This is a genomic window from Amycolatopsis acidiphila (assembly GCF_021391495.1).
Taxonomy (GTDB): domain Bacteria; phylum Actinomycetota; class Actinomycetes; order Mycobacteriales; family Pseudonocardiaceae; genus Amycolatopsis_E; species Amycolatopsis_E acidiphila.
Map to the genome: position 1 here is coordinate 250,731 of NZ_CP090063.1, position 18,928 is coordinate 269,658.

Genomic DNA, 18,928 nt, shown 5'->3' on the forward strand with positions numbered 1-18,928 from the left:
GGGTATGATCGGCACCATGACTCAGACCAGCTACACCGTCACCGGGATGACCTGCGAACACTGCGTCAAGGCGGTCACCGAGGAGGTGGGCCGGATCGAGGGTGTCGAGTCCGTCGCGGTCGACCTGCCGTCCGGTGCGCTCACCGTCGTCAGCTCGGGCGAGTTGAGTGACGACGCGGTGCGCGCGGCGGTCGACGAAGCGGGCTACCAGGTCGCCTGATGACCGCCACCGCGGACCACGACCGGCTGGAGCTCGCGATCGGCGGGATGACCTGTGCGTCCTGCGCGATGCGGATCGAGAAGAAGCTCAACAGGCTCGACGGCGTCACCGCCACGGTCAACTACGCCACGGAGAAGGCCAACGTGACCTTCCCGGTCGGCGTGGACCCGAGGCGGCTGGTGGAGACCGTCGAGGCGGCGGGCTACACCGCCGCGCTGCCGCGGCCGGGGCAGGACGAGGACGCGACCCGTCCGTTGCGCCGCCGCCTGATCGCGTCCGCGGTGCTGGCTATCCCGGTCGTGGTGCTCGCGATGGTTCCCGCCTGGCAGTTCGACTACTGGCAGTGGGTGTCGCTCGCGCTCGCGACCCCGGTCATCGGCTGGGCGGCGTGGCCCTTCCACAAGGCGAGCTGGACGAACCTGACGCACGGCACCACCACCATGGACACGCTGATCTCGGTCGGCACGCTGGCCGCGTTCCTGTGGTCGCTCTACGCGCTCGTCCTCGGTGACGCGGGCATGATCGGCATGCGGCATCCGTTCGCGCTGACCATCGAGCGCTCGGCCGGGGACGCGGTCTACTTCGAGGTCGCGACCGGGGTCATCACCTTCCTGCTGGCGGGGCGGTACTTCGAGGCACGGTCCAAGCGGCGGGCCGGCGCCGCGCTGCGGGCGCTGCTCCAGCTGGGCGCGAAGGAGGTCGCGGTCCTGCGGGACGGCGCCGAAGTGCGGATCCCGGCCGACCGGCTCGCCGTGGGCGACCGGTTCGTCGTGCGGCCGGGGGAGAAGATCGCGACCGACGGCGTGATCGAGGAGGGCGCGTCCGCGGTCGACGCGAGCATGCTGACCGGCGAGTCCGTGCCGGTCGAGGTCGGGCCGGGGGACGCGGTCGTGGGGGCGACGGTCAACGCGGGCGGGCGGCTCGTGGTGCGTGCGACCCGGGTCGGCGCGGACACGCAACTGGCGCAGATGGGCCGGCTCGTCGAGGCCGCGCAGGCCGGGAAGGCGCAGGTCCAGCGGCTGGCCGACCGGGTCGCCGGGGTGTTCGTGCCGATCGTGCTGACGCTCTCGCTGACCACGCTGGTCGGCTGGCTCGCCGCGGGCGGCACGCCGTCGGCGGCGTTCACCGCGGCGGTCGCGGTGCTGATCATCGCGTGCCCGTGTGCGCTGGGACTGGCGACGCCGACGGCGCTGCTGGTCGGCACCGGGCGCGGGGCGCAGCTCGGCATTCTCATCAAGGGGCCGGAGGTGCTGGAAGGCACCCGCCGGATCGACACGATCGTGCTGGACAAGACCGGGACCGTGACCACGGGCCGGATGTCACTGGTGGACGTGCGGCTCGCGCCGGGCGAGGACCGCGCCGAGGTGCTGCGGCTCGCCGGGACGCTGGAGCACGCGTCCGAGCATCCGGTCGCCAAGGCCATCGCCGCCGCGGCGCCGGAGACCGGGGAGACCGCGGAGTTCGTCAACGTCGAGGGCCTCGGGGTGCGGGGCGTCGTCGACGGCCGGTCGGTCGTCGTGGGACGGGCGGCGTTGTTCGACGACCTGCCCGTCGAGCTGGCCGAAGCCAAGGCGGCGGCGGAGAAGCTCGGCCGGACGGCGGTCGTGGCGGGCTGGGACGGCAAGGCGCGGGCGGTACTGGAGGTCGCGGACACGGTCAAGCCGACGTCTGCGGAGGCGGTTCGCCGCTTCGCCGCGCTGGGGTTGCGGCCGGTGCTGCTGACCGGCGACAACGAGGCCGTCGCCCGCGAGGTCGCGCGGGAGGTGGGGATCGACGAGGTCGTCGCCGAGGTGCTGCCGGCGGGCAAGGTCGACGTGGTCAAGCGGCTGCAGGAACAGGGACGCCGGGTAGCCATGGTCGGCGACGGTGTCAACGACGCCGCCGCGCTGGCCCAGGCCGACCTGGGCCTGGCGATGGGCACCGGCACCGACGTCGCGATCGAGGCCGGCGACCTCACGCTGGTGCGCGGTGACCTGCGTGCGGCGGCGGACGCGATCCGGTTGTCGCGGCGGACGCTGGGGACGATCAAGGGGAACCTGTTCTGGGCGTTCGCCTACAACGTCGCCGCGCTCCCGCTCGCGGCGCTGGGCCTGCTCAACCCGATGATCGCCGGGGCGGCCATGGCGCTGAGCTCGGTGTTCGTGGTCAGCAACTCCCTGCGGCTGCGGAGCTTCCGCTAGCCGCTGTGCTCGTCGCTCGGGTCGCCGCCCATCATCCTGAGCATCGACCAGCCGCCGGAGCGGACGAAGCGGATCAGCAGCACGGCGGCGAGCAGCAGGAACGCGATGTTCAGCCAGGTCGTGTAGTTCCAGGAGATCCCGGCCTCGAGGACCTTCGCGTTCCGTTCCGTGGGGGCCAGCCCGGTCACGCCGAACAGCAGCTCGACGACGTACCCGGCGGCGACCATGGCCAGGTAGAACACGCCGAGCAGGGTGAGTGCCATCCGCCCGCCGTAGTACTTCCGGTAGATGTTGAGGATCGGCAGGATCAGCAGGTCGGCGAAGATGAACGCGACCACGCCGCCGAAGCTGATGCCACCGTTCCACAGCACCGCCGCGAGCGGCACGTTGCCGATCGAGCACACGAAGCTCAGGATCGCGACCACCGGACCGACGACCGGCCCCCACAGCGCGGAGCCCAGCGGATGGTCGGTCAGGAAGAAGCCGCGCCAGAACGACTCCGGCACCCAGGCACCGATCGCGCCCGCGATGAGCAGGCCGACCACCAGGTCGCGCAGGATCGCGGCCCACTCCATGACGAACACGTGCGAGACGGACGTGAACCCCTCGGCCGATCCCAGCCGTCGCCAGAAGGAGCCCTCGCGGGTGACGGACATGTCCATCGCCGCGTGTCCCTCCATTGCGCCGGCGATGCCCTTCTCCGCCTGCTCACGCGCCGCGTGCAGGAGCCGGTCGCGGACGAAGAGGCGGAACATCAGCGCCACGAACACGATCATCAGCGGCCCGCCGACGAACTCGGCCACCGTGAACTGCCAGCCCATCAGCAGCGCGAGCAGGATGCCCAGCTCGACGACGAGGTTCGTGGACGCGATCTCGAAGGTCATCGCCGCCGTGAAGTTCGCGCCCTTGCGGAACAGCGACCGGGCGAGCGCGACCGCCGCGTAGGAGCACGACGAGGAGGCGACACCGAGCCCGGCTGCGGTCGCCAGCGTGCGCGCGCGGTCGTCGCCGAGCAGGCGCACGACCGTGGACCTGCGCACCACCGCCTGTACCACGGCGGACAGGCTGAACCCCAGGATCAGTGCCCACAGGATCTCCCAGGTCATCGAGCCCGCGAGCGCCAGTGCGTCCCCGATCGCGGCCATGTTCATACCTCCAAGGGGTATCAGACGGGTTCGACTGTAGCCGGTCGTGCGGTAGAAGGGAGGACGTGACTGATGGACCACTGTCGGGGGTGCTGATCGCCGACTTCAGCCGGGTGCTCGCCGCGCCCTACGCGACGATGCTGCTGGCCGACCTCGGCGCCGAGGTGATCAAGGTGGAGCGACCCGTCGCGGGGGACGACACCCGCGCCTGGGGGCCGCCGCACGTCGACGGCGAGGCCGTCTATTACCGCTCGGTCAACCGAAACAAGCGCTCCGTCGTGCTGGACCTGGGCGACCCGGCGGGGCTCGCGGCGGGGCGGGAGCTGGCGCTGCGGGCGGACGTGCTGATCGAGAACTTCCGGCCGGGGCTGATGGCCCGCTACGGCCTCGACCACGACAAGCTGCGCGTCGGCAACCCCGGGTTGGTGTACTGCTCGGTCTCCGGGTTCGGCGGCGGCGCGGGCGCCGCGCTGCCGGGGTACGACCTGCTGGTCCAGGCTGTCGGCGGGTTGATGAGCGTGACCGGACCGGCGCCGGGCGAACCGACGAAGGTGGGTGTCGCGCTCGTCGACGTGCTCACCGGCCTGCACGCGGGCATCGGGATCCTGGCCGCGTTGCGGCACCGGGAGGCGACCGGAGAGGGGCAGCTCATCGAGGTGGACCTGCTCAGCGCGCTGCTGTCGAGCATGGTCAACCAGAGCGCGAACCACCTGATGGCCGGGCTGACGCCGGGCATCATGGGCAACCGGCACCCCTCGGTCGCGCCGTACGAGGTGTATCAGGCGGCGGACCGGCCCATCGCGCTGGCGGTGGGGAACGACCGGCAGTTCGCGTCGCTCGTCGGGGCGCTCGGGGCGCCGGAGCTCGCGGCGGACCCGCGGTTCGTGCACAACGCGAGCCGGGTCGCGCACGTCGACGAGCTGGCGGCGCTGCTGAGCGCGCAGCTGGCGACGCGCACGGCGGACGAGTGGTTCGAGCTGCTGACCCCGCTCGGGGTGCCGTGCGGGCCGGTGAACGACCTCGCCGAGGCCTTCGCCCTGGCCGAGCGGCTGGGCCTCGAGCCACGCGCGCCCGGTGGCTCCGTCCGGAACCCGATCAAACTGTCGGCCACCCCGCCCGCGTACCGGCTGCCGCCGCCGACGCTCGGGGAGCACACGACGGAGATCCTGGAGTGGCTCGCGAAGCCGGAGTCACCGCCAGGTGGCTGAGCGGACCGCGCGTTCGATGGCCGTCCTGGCGCCGGCGAGGGCGTCGAGGACTGAGGACTCCGTCGCCGGGGTCAGCCGGGCGATCGGGACCGAGCAGCTGATCGCGTCGATGACGGGTGTCTCGTAGCGCAGCGCCATCCCGAAGCACCGCAGGCCGACGGTGCCTTCCTCGTTGTCGATGGAGTAGCCGCGCTCACGCACCCCCGCCAGATCGGTCAGCAGGCCGGGGCGGTCGAGGGTGTGCTCGGTCAGCGCGGGCAGCTCCGACGGCAGCAGCTTCTCGACCTCGGCGTCCGTGCGTTCGGCGAGGATCGCCTTGCCGAGCGACGTCACGTACGCCGGCAGCCGGCGCCCGACCCGGCTGAACGGGCGCAGGTAGTGCCGGGACTCCCGGGTCGCGAGGTACACGATGTCGGCGCCGTCGAGGCGGGCGAAGTGCACGGTCTCGCCGACCTGCTCGCCGAGGTCCTCCAGGTGCGGCTTCGCGGCCGCCAGCCGCGGGTCGCCGTCGAGGTACGAAGTGCCGACGAGCAGCGCTCGCACCCCGATCGCGTACAACGAGCCCGTCGGGTCGGTGCGCACCCAGCCGCGGTTCACCAGCGTCTGCAGCAGCGCGTACAGGCTGCTGCGCGGCACGTCCATCCGCTCGGCGAGCTGACGCAGGCTGATCGGCTGGCCGTCGAGGCTCCCGAGAACCTCGAGAACCTCGACGGTGCGCGCGGCCGACTTCACATCACGCACGCCCTTCTGCTGCTCAGGCATGCTCGCATCTTCTCACTGCACTACCGGGGCGGTGACCTTCGAGCGGGCGGGCACATGCCGTGCCCGCACCAGGAACACCGTCACCGCGGCGACCACGGACACCAGCGACAGCGTGTAGAGGCCGCCGGACGTGCTGCCCGTGTTCTGCTCGACGTACCCGACGACGGTCGGCCCGACGAACCCGCCGAGGTTGCCCAGCGAGTTGATCAGGGCGATGCCCGCCGCGGCGATCTTCAGGTCCAGCGAATGCTGGGCCATCGGCCAGAACGCCGACGCCGCGCACTTGAACCCCGTCGCGCCAAGGCACAACGCCACCAGCGCGAACCACGGCGAGCCGAAGGTCGCGAGGAACGTGCCCGCCGCGCCGAGCACGAGCCCGACCGCGACCCACGGCCGCCGCTTGCCGGTCCGGTCGGTGTACCAGGCCAGCGCGTACATCGCGACGATCGCGCAGATCCACGGGATCGCCGACAGCAGGCCGACGGTGAAGTCCGTGGTGCCGGGGATCTTCTTCACGATGCTCGGCAGCCAGAAGGTGATCGCATAGCCGGTGAGCGACATGGCGAAGAACAGCCAGCACAGCAGGAGCACCTGCGGGTTGGTCACCAGCTTCCAGCGCGGCACGCGCTCGGTCTTGGTGTCGGCGCGGATCGCCTCGTCCCGCTCGACCGCCGCGCTCAGCGCCGACTTCTCCTCCTCGGTCAGCCACTTCGCGTCCTTCACGCGGGACACCAGGAAGAATCCGGCGATGATCCCGATGACCACCGAGATCCCGCCCTCCAGCAGGAACATCCACTTCCAGCCTGCGATCCCGGCGAGGCCGTGCATCTCCAGCAGGGCACCGCTGACCGGCCCGGTGACGATGTACGCCGCGGCGGAGCCGCCGAGGAAGATCGCGACCGCCCGGCCGCGTTCGGCGTTGGGCAGCCATTTCGTGAAGTAGTACATGACACCGGGGAAGAACCCGGCCTCGGCCACACCCAGCAGGAACCGCAGGATGTAGAACGTGGTCGCATCGTGGGTGAACGCCGTCGCGGCGACCACGATGCCCCAGGTGATCATGATGCGGGTCAGCCACACGCGGGCGCCGAACCGTTCGAGCAGCATGTTGCTCGGCACTTCGAAGATCGCGTAGCCGACGAAGAAGAGGCCGGCGCCGAGCCCGAAGGCCGCGGCGCCGATGCCGAGATCGGTCTTGAGGTGGGTCTGCACGAAGCCGACGTTCGTGCGGTCCATCTGGTTGACCACCAGCATGAACACGACGAGCGGCAGCATGCGGCGGAAGAACTTCTTCACCGCGCTGCGGTAGGCGGGACTTTCGGACGACAGCGTCATCGACGTCTCCGGTTCCTGGGAGAAGGGGGTGAGCTACCAGCGGGGGAACGTGGGCGCTGCCCAGTCCGGGTGTACGCGGCGCATCGCCGCGGCGTCGTCCCGGCGGCGTACATCGTTGTCCTGCCAACGTTTGTGCAGTTTTTCGAGGCTCTCGCGGTCGAGTTCGACACCCAGTCCCGGTGCGTCGGGCACGGCGAGCTTGCCGCCGGCGAAGGTGTGCGGCTCGGTGATCACGTCCTCGGTCTGCCATGGACGGTGGGTGTCACAGGCGTAGCGCAGGCCCGGAATGGTCGCGGCGACCTGGGTCATCGCGGCGAGGCTGATGCCGAGATGGGTGTTGGAGTGCATGGAGAGGTCGACGCCGAAGGTCCGGCACACCGCGGCCAGGTCCTGCGTCGCGCGCAGGCCGCCCCAGTAGTGGTGGTCGGACAGCACGACCTGCACGGCGTTGGTGCTGAACGCCTCGGGCACCTCGTCGAACGCGGTCACACACATGTTGGTGGCCAAGGGAAGTGAGGTCTTGCGAGCGACCTCGGCCATGTTCGCCGTGCCCGTGGTCGGGTCCTCGAGGTACTCGGCGACGCCCTCCAGCGCGGCGGCCACTTCGAGGCTCGTCGAGACCGACCACGCGCCGTTCGGGTCGAGGCGCAGCGGCTGCCCGGGGAAGGCCTCGGCGAGCGCGCGGACGGCCGCGACCTCCTGCGCGGGCTCGAACACGCCACCCTTGAGCTTGAACGAGCTGAACCCGTAGTCGTCGGCCATGCGCTTCGCTTGCGCGACAACGCCTTCCGGGTCGAGCGCGGCGCCCCAGGTGTCCTTCGGCTCGTCGGGTTCCGGATGCTCGGCCCAGCGGTAGAACAGGTACGCGCTGTACTCGACCTCGTCCCGCACCTTGCCGCCGAGCAACGCGTGCACGGGCACGTCCAGCTCGTGGCCCAGCGCGTCGTAGACCGCGACCTCGAACGCCGAGGCCACGCTCGACGCGATCTTCGACAGGGTGCGGCTGCCGCGCAGGCCCTCGGCCTGGACGGTGTTGTCCACTCGCTCGGCGCCCACGTCGTCCAGGCGTTGCACCACGGTCGCATACAGGTTGTTCACAACGAGTGGGCGACCGACGAGCTGCGGCGCGACGGCCTCGGCGAGGTTGAGATAGTCGGTGTCACCGTAGGTTTCGCCGAGACCGACGGCACCGCTCTCGGTGATCACCTCGAGGATCGTGCGAGGTGTATACGGCTGGTGCACACCCTGCAGATTCAGCAGCGGCGGGTCGGAGATCAGAATCGGGGTGACGCGAACTTCCGCGATGCGGGACAACAGTGTCCTCCTCAGACGAGGTCGAGGCCGGTGGCCAGCAGGGCTTTCAGGGTGGTGAGCTCTTCGGGAGACGGGTCGGACAGCGGGGCACGCACCGGCCCGACGGGCAGGTCGCGCAACCGGGCGGCGGCCTTCACGAGCGAGACCGCGTATCCGGCCCGGTGATCACGCAGTTCGACGAACGGCTGGTAGAACTCGCGCAGCAGTTCGTCCACACGGGACTGATCGCCGGCGTGCAGCGCCGTGAAGAACGCCTTCGAGATCTCCGGCGCGAACGCGTGCACGGCCGAGGAGTACGCCGGGATGCCGATCGCGCCGTACGCGCGCGCCTGCATCTCCGCCGTGGCCACGCCGTTGAAGAACAGGAAGTCCTCCGGCGCCGTCAGCCGCAGGCGCTGCAGCTGGTCGAGGTCGCCGTGGCCGTCCTTGAGGCCGATCACGGTCGGGATCTTCGCGAGCATGCCGACGGACGTGGCGTCGAACGTGACGTGGTCCCGCTGGTAGGCGATCAGCGGCAGCGATGTCGCCTCCGCGACCTTGCGCACCTGCTCGACCAGGCCGTCGACCGGGGCCTTGACCAGGTAGTGCGGCATCAGCAGGGCGCCGTCGGCACCCGCCTCCTGCGCCCGGGCCGCGTACTGGGCGGCGATCGCCCAGCCGTACCCGGCGCCCGCGATGACCGGGATGCGGTGGGCCGTCTCCTCGACGGCGATCCGCACCACCTCGGTGTACTCGTCGAGCGTCAGCGAGAAGAACTCGCCCGTGCCGCACGCCACGAACACCGCGGCGGGATCGGCGGCCAGCTGCGACCGGAAGTACGTGCGGAACGCGTCCGGGTCCAGCTCGCCGCGGTCGGTGAACGAGGTCAGGGGGAACGAAAGCACCCCGGCGGCCATGCGTTGCCGGAGCAGATCTGCGGTTTCCTGAGATGTGGTCATCAGCTCGTCTTCATATGTAGACAACGACTCGATATGAAGACAGCCTACGAACGGATCACCGCCCGAGTCAACGCCCCGAACGCGCCGAGGGGCCCCTTCGCGGTGAAGGGGCCCCTCGGCGACGGCCGGTCAGCGGGAGGGCAACAGCTCCTCGGCCTTGGTCTTGAGGCCTTGGGCCATCAGGTGCCAGGCGTTGGGGTCGCCCTTGAGGACGGCTTGTGCGGCCGACTTCATCTGCTCGAACGTGGCGTGCGGCGGGATCGGCGGCACCTCGGGGTCGCAGCGGACGTCGAGGACGGTGGGCCGGTTGACGGAGAAGGCGCGGTCCCAGGCAGGGGCGAGTTGGTCGGGGGTGTCGACGGTGATGGCTTGGAAGCCGAGGGTGTGGGCGAAGTCGGCGTAGGAGATGTCGGGCAGGGATTGGGATTCCACGAACTTGGGCGAGCCGCCCATGGCGCGCAGTTCCCAGGTGACCTGGTTGAGGTCGTTGTTGTGGAACACGCACACGATCAGCCGCTGGTCGGACCACAGTTCGCGGTAGCGGGCGATGGTGATTAGTTCGGCGAGCCCGTTCATCTGCATGGCGCCGTCGCCTTCGAGGGCGATCACCGGCCGGTCGGGGTGGGCGAACTTGGCGCCGATGGCGTAGGGCACGCCGGGTCCCATGGTGGCCAGGGTGCCGGAGAGGGATCCGCGCATCCGGCCGCGGATTTTCAGGTTGCGGGCGTACCAGTTGGTGGAGGAGCCGGAGTCGGCGGTGATGATCGCGTCCTCGGGGATGCGCTTGGAGAGTTCGTGCACGATGCGCATCGGGTTGACCGGGTTCGCGTCGAGCATTGCCTGTTGCTCGACGGTGTCCCACCAGTTGGTGACGTTCTTCTCGATCGTCTCCCGCCAGGATCGATCGTCCTTGCGCGTGATCATCGGTAGTAGTGCGCGCAGGGTGCCCTGGGCTTCGCCGATGAGGTTGACCTCGGTGGGGTAGCGCATCCCGATCATGGAGCCGTCGATGTCGATCTGCACGGCGCGGGCGGTGCCGAACTCGGGCAGGAACTGGCTGTAGGGGAAGTTCGAGCCGACGATCAGCAGCGTGTCGCAGTCGCGCATCAGTTCATAGGAGGGGCGGGTGCCCAGCAGCCCGATCGAGCCGGTCACATACGGCAGGTCGTCGGGGAGGACGTCTTTGCCCAGCAACGCTTTCGCCACCCCGGCGCCGGTCCGTTCGGCGAGTTCGCGGACCTCGGCGGCGGCGTTGCGGGCGCCCTGGCCCACCAGGATCGCGACCTTGTCCCCGGCGTTGAGGAGGTCCGCGGCGCGGGCGAGTTCGTCCTCCGGTGGGATCGTGACCGGGTGTGGCCATCCCGGGGCGCTGGAGGGCACGTGTTTGAACTCGTGTTCCGGTGGCGTGTACCGCGTCTCCTGCAGATCGGCGGGGACGATGAGCGCGGTGGGGGCGCGTTTGGCCAGCGCGGTGCGGATCGCCCGGTCCAGGGCGTTGGGCAGTTGCTCGGCGACGTTGACCTCGACCAGGTACTCGCTGGCCACGTCCTTGTACAGGGCTTGCAGGTCGACTTCCTGCTGATACGACCCGCCCATCGCGGAACGGGCGGTCTGCCCCACGATCGCCACCACCGGCACGTGGTCCAGTTTCGCGTCGTACAAGCCGTTGAGCAGGTGGATCGCCCCCGGCCCGGAGGTGGCCATGCAGATACCGACCTGCCCGGAGAACTTCGCGTAGCCGACCGCCTCGAACGCCGCCATCTCCTCATGCCGCGCCTGCACGAACCGCGGCTGGTTCCCGGCCTTCTCGAACGAGGCGACGATCCCGTTGATCCCATCGCCCGGATAGGCGAACACCTGCTCCACGCCCCACTCACGCAACCGCCGCAGCAGGTAATCCCCAACCGTCTCGGCCATGGTGCCTCCTCATGCTGTTCACCGGGTTCGCGCTTCGGCTACCCGTGGTGGGAGGCGGCGACACATCAGGCGTTCAGGCGATCCGGCACCGGTCGCAGCAGCGCGGCGTCCGGGGACGGCGTCACCGCGTTGATCGTCTGCAACGGCAGCATCTCCTCGTGCACCTGCAGGCTCGCGAGGTGGTGCAGCATGATCCCCTCGCGCAGGGCCCAGGGGCAGATGTCGACCTCCTTGATGTCGAGGGCGCTCATCATGGCCTTCGCGACGATCGCCCCCGCGAGGATCTGCTTGGCGCGCGAGGCCGAAACACCGCGCAGGCGGGCGCGTTCGGCCGCGCGCATGTCGGCGAGCTCGGGGATCCACTTGTCCAGCGCCTCGCGACGGAGCGTGCGCCGGACGAACGGGCCCTTGCGCTGCGCCGGCGCGCCGGCGAGGCGGGCCAGCTGCTTGAAGGTCTTGGAGGTGCCTACCGCGCGGGCCGGCGCGCCTTCCCAGCGAAGCCGGTCGGCGACCTCGCGCAGCATGTCGCGCACGTGCCGCTGCACGTCCTTCACCTGGCGGCGGGACGGCGGGTCGTCACGCAGGAACTGGCGGGTCAGCCGACCCGCGCCCAGCGGCAGGGACAGTGTCAGGTCGGGTTCGGCGTCGCGGCCGAGCGCGATTTCGAGGGAGCCGCCGCCGATGTCGAACAGCAGGATGCGCCCGGCGGACCAGCCGTACCAGCGATGTGCGGCGACGTAGGTCAGGCGTGCTTCGTCCTCGCCGGTGAGGTACTGCGGGCGGACTCCGGTGCGTTGCTGGATGCGGTCGAGGATCTCGTCGCGGTTCGCGGCGTCCCGAATGGCGGAGGTGGCGAACAGGAACAGTTGCTCGACGCTGTGTCTTCGCGCCGCGGCCAGCGTTCCGTCGATCGCTTCGACCGCGCGGTGCACACCCTCCTCGGACAACGACCCGTCGTCCTCGATCAGCTCCGCGAGCCGGGTCGGTTCCTTCACCGCGAGCGCGGGCAGCGGGGGCGCGCCGGGGGAGGCGTCCACGATCTGCAGCTGGGCGGAGTTGGAGCCGATGTCGAGCACGCCTAATCGCATGAAGACCGAAGTACCCGTTTAAGTGATCGCTCACACGGATATCTCCAGGCTCATGGGAACCGTTCACTACAGCGCACCCGCGGACATCCCCGCTGACGAAGCGTTCGCGTTCATGTCCGACGCGCCGGACCTGCCGCGCATCCTGCCCGGGACCACGGACGAGGCCCGGGTCCGGGCCGACGAGGCGGCCAGGCGGCTGACCTGGGGTACCGAAAGCGACGGCGACGACCACGGTGAGCTGCGTGTTGTCGAACGGGGCGCCAACCAGTGCGAGATCGAGATCTCGGTGACCACCCAGCGGGCGGACACCGACCAGGTGAAGGAGGAGCTCGCGCAGGCCGTCGCCGCGCTGGCGCACAAGGCGAGCGCGGACGCCGACGAGGAGCGGGCCGGCCCGGGCGGGGGCTGGGCCTAGGGTGGGCGCATGCCCGGGCACGTGATCGTCACGACCACCACCGACAGTGCGGAAGCCGCCCGTGACCTGGCCGCACAGGCGGTCGCGGCGAAGCTGGGGGCGTGTGCGCAGATCGTCGGCCCCATCACGAGCGTGTACCGCTGGGAGGGCGAGGTGCGCACGGACGCCGAGTGGCGGGTGGAGATCAAGACCGCGGCGGATCGCGTGCCGCCGCTGGTGTCGCTGTTGAAGTCGGTGCACAGCTACGACATCCCCGAGATCATCGCGACGCCCATCGAGGGCGGGAGCGCGGACTACCTGGACTGGCTGGTCTCCGAGACGCGGGTGTAGTTCGGTCTGCCCATCGTCGGCTCGAGGCTCCGATCGCTCGTCCGGGTTAACGCGGTACCGAGGAACTTCCGGGCGAAGTGGGTAGTTTTCCGGACATGGCGAGAAAACTTCGGTGGACCATCCCGGCGCTGCTCGGCGCGCTGGCGTGGACTGTGTGGGAGATCCCCCTGGCCTTCGGCGGCAGGCCCGACCTCGAGGTGATGAAGCGGTCACCCCAGTTCCGCGACGGACGGTTCCAGAACCTGGCGCCGCCGGTGCCGCAGACCGCGAGCACGGGGCGTGACCTGCTGCGGGAGATGCTGCTCGGTGGTCAGCAGCGCCGACCGCGACGGCCGATCCCGCTGGTCCCACAGCGGCCGGACTCTCCCGAAGACGGGCTGCACATCACCTGGTTCGGGCACGCCTCGTCGCTCGTCGAGATCGAGGGCACCCGGATCCTGCTCGACCCCGTGTGGGCGAAGCGCGCCTCGCCGTCGCGACTGGTCGGTCCGCGGCGGATGCACGAACCGCCGCACGAGCTGACGGAGCTGCCGCGCCTCGACGCGATCATCTTCTCGCACGACCACTACGACCACCTCGACGCGGCTGCCGTCCGGACGCTGACCCGGACCCAGCAGGCGCCGTTCATCGTGCCGCTGGGAGTCGGCGCCCACCTGCGCCGTTGGGGGGTGCCCGCCGAGCGGATCACCGAACTGGACTGGCACGAGAGCACCGAGGTCGCGGGCGTGCGCATCACGGCGGCGGACGCCCAGCACTTCTCCGGCCGGGCCTTCACCCGCAACAACACGCTGTGGGCGTCGTGGGTCCTCGCGAGCGCGAACCGCCGCGTGTTCTACACGGCCGACTCCGGCTACTTCGACGCCTACCGCAGGATCGGGGAGAAGTACGGGCCGTTCGACGCCTCGCTGGTGCAGATCGGTGCCTACCACCCGTCGTGGCCCGACATCCACATGACGCCCGAAGAGGGTGTCGCCGCGCATCTCGATGCCCGCGGCGGCGTGCTCATCCCGGTGCACTGGGCGACGTTCCGGCTCGCGCTGCACGGGTGGAGCGAGCCGGTGGAGCGCGTCTGGCGCGAGGCGAAGGCACACGACGTCACGCTCGTCGTGCCGCGCCCCGGCGAGCGGGTCGACATCGACAACGTGCCGCCGGTCGATGCCTGGTGGCAGGCCCTCTAGGACATCCCGAGCCTTCGGGTGAGGGTGATCTCGATGACCACGCGTTCCGGGTTCGGGCGGGGCTGACGGCCGTAGCGCGCGGCATAGCGGTCTTCGGCGTCCCGCACGGACTCGGGGTCTTCGCGGACGACGGCGATGCCTTCCAGCGTCGACCACCGGCGGCGCTCCACCTGGCTCACCGCCACCCGCGCCCCGGCCTCACCGGCGGCGCGGACGTTGCGCGCCTTGACGCTGCCGCGCGAGCAGATCACCCGTGCGACCTCGAACTTCTCGTCCACGGTGACGCCGACCGGCACGACGTGCGGCGAACCGTCACCGCGCAGGGTCGTCAGCGTGCACAGGTGCCATTCGGACCAGAACTCCCGCAGTTCGTTGCTCATCGCGTGTCCCCCTCAGGTTTTGTCACACCCTATTGCCAAGATCGTCCCCATGATGGGCCGCACGCACGCACTCACCGGCTGGTGCGCCGGGCTCGCCGTCGCCCCCGTGGTCGGCGCGGGCTCGGTGCACCAGGCCGTCGCCTTCGCCGCCACCACGGCGGGCTTTGCGCTGCTGCCCGACCTCGACCACCCTGGCGCGGGCGCGTCCCGGCTGCTCGGGCCGATCACCGGCGCCGTGTCGTGGCTGTTGCGCCGGGTGTCCTCGGCGCTGTACGCGTTGACGAAGGGGCCGCGCGACGAGCGGCACCACGGCATGCACCGGCACCTGTCGCACACGCTGCTGTTCGCCGTCGGGCTCGGGGCGCTGACGATGTGGGGCACCCGCGCGGGCGGCTGGTACGCCGTCGCGGGCGTGGTGCTGTTCGGCGTGCTGCTGGCGGCCGACGCGCTGGGGGACTGGCTGTTGCTGGTCGCGGGCGGCGCGGCGGCGTGGTGGGCGCTGACGGCGAGCGCGGCGGGGGAGCTGCGGGAGCTCACGGGCTGGCTGGGAGTGGCCGTCGCGGTCGGCTGCTTCACGCACTGCCTCGGTGACGCGCTGACCGAGGCAGGCTGTCCGTTCCTGTTCCCGGTGCCGATCGCGGGCGAGACGTGGTACGAGCTTCGCCCGCCCGGCTTCCTGCGGTTCCGCACCGGGAAGCGGGTGGAGAACCTGCTGGTCTTCCCGGTGTTCGTGGTGCTCGCGGTGCTGCTCGTGCCCGGCGCCTGGCACGGGCTGACCGGGCTGTTCGAGCAGTCGACGGTGCAGGCGGGACAGTAGAATCGGGCCGATGAGCAAGCCGACCCTGCGCGCCGATGCGCGGCGCAACCGCGCGCGGGTACTCGCGGCGGCGCAGGAGGCGTTCGCCGACGAGGGGCTCGCCGTGCCGCTGGACGAGATCGCCCGGCGCGCCGGGGTCGGCGCGGGCACCGTGTACCGGCATTTCCCGTCGAAGGAGTCGCTGTTCGAGGCGGTGGTGCTGGACGGCGTCGAACGGCTCGCCGAGCAGGCGCGCGAGCGCCTCTCCGAGGACGACGCCGGCCGCGCCTTCTTCGACTTCCTCGAGATCGTCGCCGAGCAGGCGCTGCTGAACAAGGCGTTGTGCGAAGCGCTGGAATCCGCGGGCAGCGGCCTGTCGAAGCGCGTCGAACCGGCCACGGACTTCCGCGCCCGGTTCGGCGAGTTGCTGCGCCGCGCGCAGGCCGCCGGCGCGGTGCGGGACGACGTCGAGCCCGGCGATCTGACCGGGCTCCTCGCGGGGTACCTCGCGATCAGGAGGCAGTCGCCGGCGAACCGTTCACTGAGCCGGATCCTCACCGACGGCCTGCGCCGCGCTACTTGATCTCGAACCGGCCGGTCCGGGTGCTCGCGCCGCGCCAGACCTGCGGGGCGAACTGTTGTACGGCCGCACCGATCTGCCCTGCCGCGCCGCGCTGATCGCCCAGCGGAAGGTCGCGGTTCTGCCCGCCCGTGTGCAGCACGACGTGGTCGAGACTGCGGCCGCTGGTCCAGGTCCACGGCGAGCCCTTGACCACAGTGGACCGGATCGCGACCGAGGAGATCTCCTGCCAGGGCAGGGCGAAGGAGTCCTCGCCGGGGTCGTCCCAGGTGAAGGCGTAGGGATCGAGCACCGCGTATCGCCTGCGCGCCAGCAACGGCACGCTCATCAGGATGCCGACCGCGAGCAGCAGGAACGGTGAGCCGACCACGGCGAAGACCGCCCGCATGCCCGGACTCGTGCCGCCGCTGAAGGCCGCGATGAACGCGACCACGCCGAAGAAGGCCGCGAGCGCGCCGCCGGTCAGGCCCTGCCCGGCCAGTCGCCTGCCGATGTCCACCACCACCGGCCGCGCGAGGTCGGGCTGCGGGATCACCTGCGGCGCGATCCCCGGTGCGGCCGCGAGCGCGTCCCACGGGCCCGGCGCGAACCGCTGCCAGTCACCCGGTGCGCCGTCGCGGACGGCGGCCACGACGCCCGCGCGGCGGGGCAGCCTGGCCAGCAGGCCGCCGTTCTGCCGAAGCGGGATGAGCGAACCACCGGTGAGACCCGCGGACTTCGGGAAGAACACGAGCGCGAGCCCGAACCGGGCGTCCACCTCGGCATCAGAGTGCACGCCGACCGCGGCGAGCTCGGACCAGCGCAGCTGGAACCCGCCGCCCTTCTTCGATTCGTAACTGATCCCCTCGGGGCCGACGGTGAGGGTGCGCGGCCACACCAGCGAGCGCCAGCCCTGCAGCCGCAACAGGGCGACCAGCAGGAACACGACCCCGATCACGATCATCGGCACCGTGAGCCAGCCGCTCCAGTCCAGCAGCGCGCCGAGCACCACCAGTCCGACGCCGATGACGACGACGTTGATCGCGACCGTGACCTGGTCCAGCCGCGCCTCCCAGCCCAGCCGGACGCGGGTCACGCCGTCACTCGCCGCCGGATTTCCCTTCACCGTGCTCCTCTTCGTAGGGTTCCGCGGCTTCCTTCGACCGGTCGCCCTGCTCGTTCTCCTGGCGGCGGCCCTCCACCACGGTGGCCACCGTGTCCGCGTTGTTCCACTTGGGCACCCCCTCGCCCTCGGTCCATTTGCCGAGGTCGAGGAAGCTCTTCTCGCCCGCCTTCTCGCCCTCTCCCGCCTCCTTGAGCTCCTGGGCGGTCTTGCGCGCCTCGGCGGCCTCCTTGGCCTCCTTGCCCGCCTGCTTGAGGTTGTTCGCCGTCGACTCGATCTTCGTGGCCGCGTCCACGCTCTTGTCGACGATCCTGTCCGCGGCCTTGCCGATCTTGCCCAGCGCCTTGGCGGCGGCCTCGATCGCGGCCTTCGACTTGTTCGCGTTCTTGGCCAGCGACTCCAGCTTCTCCACGATCTTCGCGATCCGGGTACTGATCTTCTCGGCGAGGATGCCGCCCTCCACCACGGTGTCCGCGATGAACGCCGCGATGGTGCCGCCGAACGAGCACCACGAGGTGGCCAGCGCGGCGAGCCCCTTGACGATCAGGCCGCCGACGAACTCGGAGATCATGTCCCGGATCAGCCCGCGCTCGGTGCCCACGATGGCGGCGCCGACCTGCATGGCCGTGGAGGCGTTCTGCGCGTGCCCTGCGGCGCCGCGCAGTGAGTCGGCGTAGCTCTTGGCGGTCGCCTGGTAGGCGTTCGCGCCGTCGCCGCCCTTGTAGGACTCGCCGGCCTTCCCCGCCGACTTCTCGTAGGTCTCGGCGGTCTCGGACAGCTGTTTGGAGACGTTCTGCCAGGTCTGCGCCTTGGCGGTGACCGCCTCCGGGTTGCCGGCCAGCTTGTCCAGGCCGTCCTTGAGGAAGCTGATGTGCTCGATCAGGAAGCCGACGCCGGCGCTCGCGAGCGTGCCGAGCGGATCCATCGCCGCGCCGAGCAGGTCCAGGCCGTCGGTCGCGACGTCCATCGCCGCGTTCGCCCAGTCACCGTCCGAGAAGTCCTTCACCGACGTCGCGACGTCGTTGAACAGGCCGGATCCCGCGGTCTGCGCGGGCAGGTTGTCGATCGCGCTCGCGCCGTCCTTGCCGGTGTTCGTCAGCAGGCCGGACGAGGGTTCGGACTCCGCGACCAGCGGGTTCTCGGTCTCGGTCGAGGTCACGGTCACACCTCCTTGCCGAGCGCGGTGAGTGCCGCCTTCGAGTTCTGCTCGTGCGTGGACATCGCCTGGTGCGCCGTGCCGACCTTGTCGGCGAGGTCGTGCCCGGCGTCGCCGAGCCCCTTGACGAAGCTGGTCGCGCTGTGGATCCAGTACTCGATGCCCGCCGCGACGACCTGTCCGACCAGGCCGAACGCGTTGATGTCACCAAGGCCCTGCGCCGCGCCGGTGGCGTCGATCGCCTGGTGGACCTGCTCCGCGACCCCGCGCACCTCCGGCTCGTGTGCCGCCAGCGCCTGCAGATCGACCTCGTATCCGCCTGCCATCACCAACCCCTTTGCATGATCGAGCCGAAGTCGTCGTCGCCGTCGTCGTCGTTACCCTGCGGCCGCGCGGGCCGGGGAGGCGCCGGACGGGGAGGCGCCGGGTGCGGTGGCGCGGCAGGCCGCGGGGGAGCGGGCGGCGGCTCCTCCTCCTCGGTGAAGCCCGGTCGGCGTTCGCCTGTCGCGGGTGGCTGTTCTTCCGGCGGTTCGGGCGCCGGAAACTGCTCTTCCAGGAAATGCATCGCATCGCTGTCGGTGCCGATCACCGGCGCCATGATCGCGGTCAGCCGGCGCGCGGCCTGCGCTTGTGCGCGTTGCGCGGTGGCGACGACCGCCGCCGCCAGTTGGTCGAGCGGAAGTTCGCGCGCTTTCGCCCCGAATGCGAGTTTCTGCAGCGCACCGCTGGCGTTGACGGTCACGGTCGCCGCACCGTCGTGGCTGGAGACGGTGGCCGACAATTGCTGAAGCTGCGCCTTGGCCGCTTCCGCTTTGTGCGTGATGTCCGCTATTTCCTCGGCTTCGGACGAATTCATGCTCACTCTGATGGAGCTAAGTGCAATC

Annotated in this window: 20 protein-coding genes; 8 read left to right on the forward strand and 12 right to left on the reverse strand. The window is 70.6% G+C overall.

Annotated features, from left to right (window positions below; all coding sequences use genetic code 11):
- Window positions 1–16 precede the first annotated feature (16 nt).
- The gene (locus tag LWP59_RS01280; protein ID WP_144632717.1) at window positions 17–220 is read left to right on the forward strand and encodes a heavy-metal-associated domain-containing protein; all 204 of its coding nucleotides are present in this window, start codon (window positions 17–19) and stop codon (window positions 218–220) included.
- Window positions 220–2,400: a heavy metal translocating P-type ATPase gene (locus tag LWP59_RS01285; protein ID WP_144632720.1), complete on the forward strand. Its 2,181-nt coding sequence runs from the start codon at window positions 220–222 to the stop codon at window positions 2,398–2,400. Before LWP59_RS01280 ends, LWP59_RS01285 begins: the two co-directional genes overlap by 1 nt.
- On the opposite strand, the gene LWP59_RS01290 is transcribed toward LWP59_RS01285, so the two are convergent.
- On the reverse strand, window positions 2,397–3,545 hold the full coding sequence (locus LWP59_RS01290) for a permease (protein WP_144632723.1): 1,149 nt from the start codon (window positions 3,543–3,545) through the stop codon (window positions 2,397–2,399). The genes LWP59_RS01285 and LWP59_RS01290 overlap by 4 nt on opposite strands.
- A 65-nt stretch (window positions 3,546–3,610) precedes the next feature.
- On the opposite strand from LWP59_RS01290, the gene LWP59_RS01295 reads away from it, so the two are divergent.
- Window positions 3,611–4,753, forward strand: a complete 1,143-nt coding sequence (locus LWP59_RS01295) for a CaiB/BaiF CoA transferase family protein (protein WP_144632726.1) — start codon at window positions 3,611–3,613, stop codon at window positions 4,751–4,753.
- Here LWP59_RS01295 and LWP59_RS01300 read toward each other — a convergent pair.
- The 6 genes from LWP59_RS01300 to LWP59_RS01325 all read right to left on the reverse strand — a co-directional run bounded on the left by LWP59_RS01300 (window position 4,736) and on the right by LWP59_RS01325 (window position 12,107).
- Window positions 4,736–5,515, reverse strand: coding sequence for an IclR family transcriptional regulator (locus LWP59_RS01300; protein ID WP_144632729.1), 780 nt, complete (start codon window positions 5,513–5,515; stop codon window positions 4,736–4,738). The genes LWP59_RS01295 and LWP59_RS01300 overlap by 18 nt on opposite strands.
- Before the next feature lie 12 nt (window positions 5,516–5,527).
- Complete coding sequence (locus LWP59_RS01305) at window positions 5,528–6,850, reverse strand: MFS transporter (protein WP_144632732.1); 1,323 nt, start codon at window positions 6,848–6,850, stop codon at window positions 5,528–5,530.
- Between the two features lie 33 nt (window positions 6,851–6,883).
- Window positions 6,884–8,164 (reverse strand): glucarate dehydratase family protein, encoded by a 1,281-nt coding sequence (locus tag LWP59_RS01310; RefSeq protein ID WP_222425399.1) that lies wholly within the window; start codon window positions 8,162–8,164, stop codon window positions 6,884–6,886.
- Between the two features lie 11 nt (window positions 8,165–8,175).
- The gene (locus tag LWP59_RS01315) at window positions 8,176–9,102 is read right to left on the reverse strand and encodes a 5-dehydro-4-deoxyglucarate dehydratase (protein WP_144632739.1); all 927 of its coding nucleotides are present in this window, start codon (window positions 9,100–9,102) and stop codon (window positions 8,176–8,178) included.
- 129 nt (window positions 9,103–9,231) lie between these two features.
- Window positions 9,232–11,019 (reverse strand): thiamine pyrophosphate-requiring protein, encoded by a 1,788-nt coding sequence (locus tag LWP59_RS01320; RefSeq protein ID WP_144632742.1) that lies wholly within the window; start codon window positions 11,017–11,019, stop codon window positions 9,232–9,234.
- 65 nt (window positions 11,020–11,084) lie between these two features.
- Window positions 11,085–12,107, reverse strand: a complete 1,023-nt coding sequence (locus tag LWP59_RS01325; RefSeq protein WP_144632745.1) for a Ppx/GppA phosphatase family protein — start codon at window positions 12,105–12,107, stop codon at window positions 11,085–11,087.
- Between the two features lie 52 nt (window positions 12,108–12,159).
- On the opposite strand from LWP59_RS01325, the gene LWP59_RS01330 reads away from it, so the two are divergent.
- The 3 genes from LWP59_RS01330 to LWP59_RS01340 all read left to right on the forward strand — a co-directional run bounded on the left by LWP59_RS01330 (window position 12,160) and on the right by LWP59_RS01340 (window position 14,030).
- Complete coding sequence (locus tag LWP59_RS01330; RefSeq protein WP_144632748.1) at window positions 12,160–12,522, forward strand: hypothetical protein; 363 nt, start codon at window positions 12,160–12,162, stop codon at window positions 12,520–12,522.
- Between the two features lie 9 nt (window positions 12,523–12,531).
- Window positions 12,532–12,852, forward strand: coding sequence for a divalent-cation tolerance protein CutA (cutA, locus tag LWP59_RS01335; protein ID WP_144632751.1), 321 nt, complete (start codon window positions 12,532–12,534; stop codon window positions 12,850–12,852).
- Between the two features lie 95 nt (window positions 12,853–12,947).
- Complete coding sequence (locus LWP59_RS01340) at window positions 12,948–14,030, forward strand: MBL fold metallo-hydrolase (RefSeq protein ID WP_144632754.1); 1,083 nt, start codon at window positions 12,948–12,950, stop codon at window positions 14,028–14,030.
- Here LWP59_RS01340 and LWP59_RS01345 read toward each other — a convergent pair.
- Entirely contained in the window at window positions 14,027–14,410 is a 384-nt protein-coding gene (locus LWP59_RS01345) for a PPOX class F420-dependent oxidoreductase (RefSeq protein ID WP_144632757.1), read from the reverse strand. The two genes, LWP59_RS01340 and LWP59_RS01345, sit on opposite strands and share 4 nt — an antisense overlap.
- 52 nt (window positions 14,411–14,462) lie before the next feature.
- Here LWP59_RS01345 and LWP59_RS01350 point away from each other — a divergent pair, with 52 nt between their 5' ends.
- Both LWP59_RS01350 and LWP59_RS01355 read left to right on the forward strand, forming a co-directional pair.
- Window positions 14,463–15,227, forward strand: a complete 765-nt coding sequence (locus LWP59_RS01350; RefSeq protein ID WP_144633049.1) for a metal-dependent hydrolase — start codon at window positions 14,463–14,465, stop codon at window positions 15,225–15,227.
- 10 nt (window positions 15,228–15,237) lie between these two features.
- Window positions 15,238–15,789 carry a TetR/AcrR family transcriptional regulator gene (locus tag LWP59_RS01355; RefSeq protein ID WP_144632760.1) on the forward strand — a complete coding sequence of 184 codons (552 nt, stop codon included), beginning with the start codon at window positions 15,238–15,240 and terminating at the stop codon, window positions 15,787–15,789.
- On the opposite strand, the gene LWP59_RS01360 is transcribed toward LWP59_RS01355, so the two are convergent.
- From LWP59_RS01360 to LWP59_RS01375, 4 genes are read right to left on the reverse strand one after another with little or no spacing between them, the layout of a single operon-like run.
- Window positions 15,782–16,891, reverse strand: coding sequence for a hypothetical protein (locus LWP59_RS01360; RefSeq protein ID WP_144632763.1), 1,110 nt, complete (start codon window positions 16,889–16,891; stop codon window positions 15,782–15,784). The two genes, LWP59_RS01355 and LWP59_RS01360, sit on opposite strands and share 8 nt — an antisense overlap.
- On the reverse strand, window positions 16,866–18,047 hold the full coding sequence (locus LWP59_RS01365; RefSeq protein WP_144632766.1) for a hypothetical protein: 1,182 nt from the start codon (window positions 18,045–18,047) through the stop codon (window positions 16,866–16,868). The genes LWP59_RS01360 and LWP59_RS01365 overlap by 26 nt, the downstream gene beginning before the upstream one ends.
- A gap of 2 nt (window positions 18,048–18,049) precedes the next feature.
- A complete protein-coding gene (locus tag LWP59_RS01370) occupies window positions 18,050–18,370 on the reverse strand; it encodes a hypothetical protein (protein WP_144632769.1) in 321 nt (106 codons plus the stop codon).
- Window positions 18,370–18,900 carry a YbaB/EbfC family nucleoid-associated protein gene (locus tag LWP59_RS01375; protein WP_144632772.1) on the reverse strand — a complete coding sequence of 177 codons (531 nt, stop codon included), beginning with the start codon at window positions 18,898–18,900 and terminating at the stop codon, window positions 18,370–18,372. Before LWP59_RS01375 ends, LWP59_RS01370 begins: the two co-directional genes overlap by 1 nt.
- Between the last annotated feature and the right edge of the window lie 28 nt (window positions 18,901–18,928).